Here is a 325-nt window from a genome sequence, read left to right on the forward strand (position 1 = left end):
GGTGAGGTACCAGGTGGAGGTGGTGGGGCGGAAGACGCCGACGGAGTCGTAGCCGTTGTTGTTCCAGTCGCCGGCGATGGGTTGGTCGCCGGAGGGGCCGTGGCCGAATTTGAATTCGTAGTTGGTGTCGTTGGTTGCGGTGGTGGTGCCGTTGGTGAGGTACCAGGTGGAGGTGGTGGGGCGGAAGACGCCGACGGAGTCGTAGCCGTTGTTGTTCCAGTCGCCGGCGACGGGTTGGTCGCCGGATGGGCCGTGTCCGAAGATGAATTCGTGGTCGGTGGTGTTGGTGGCGGTGGTGGTGCCGTTGGTGAGGTACCAGGTGGAG

Annotated in this window: 1 pseudogene; it reads right to left on the minus strand. The window is 64.3% G+C overall.

Annotation, left to right across the window (positions count from 1 at the left end):
• Positions 1–325: pseudogene (locus ACLQ2W_RS33885) on the minus strand (hypothetical protein); the annotation flags it as partial.

Origin of the sequence: Micromonospora sp. DT227, from assembly GCF_049841835.1 — a bacterium.
Lineage (GTDB): Bacteria > Actinomycetota > Actinomycetes > Mycobacteriales > Micromonosporaceae > Micromonospora.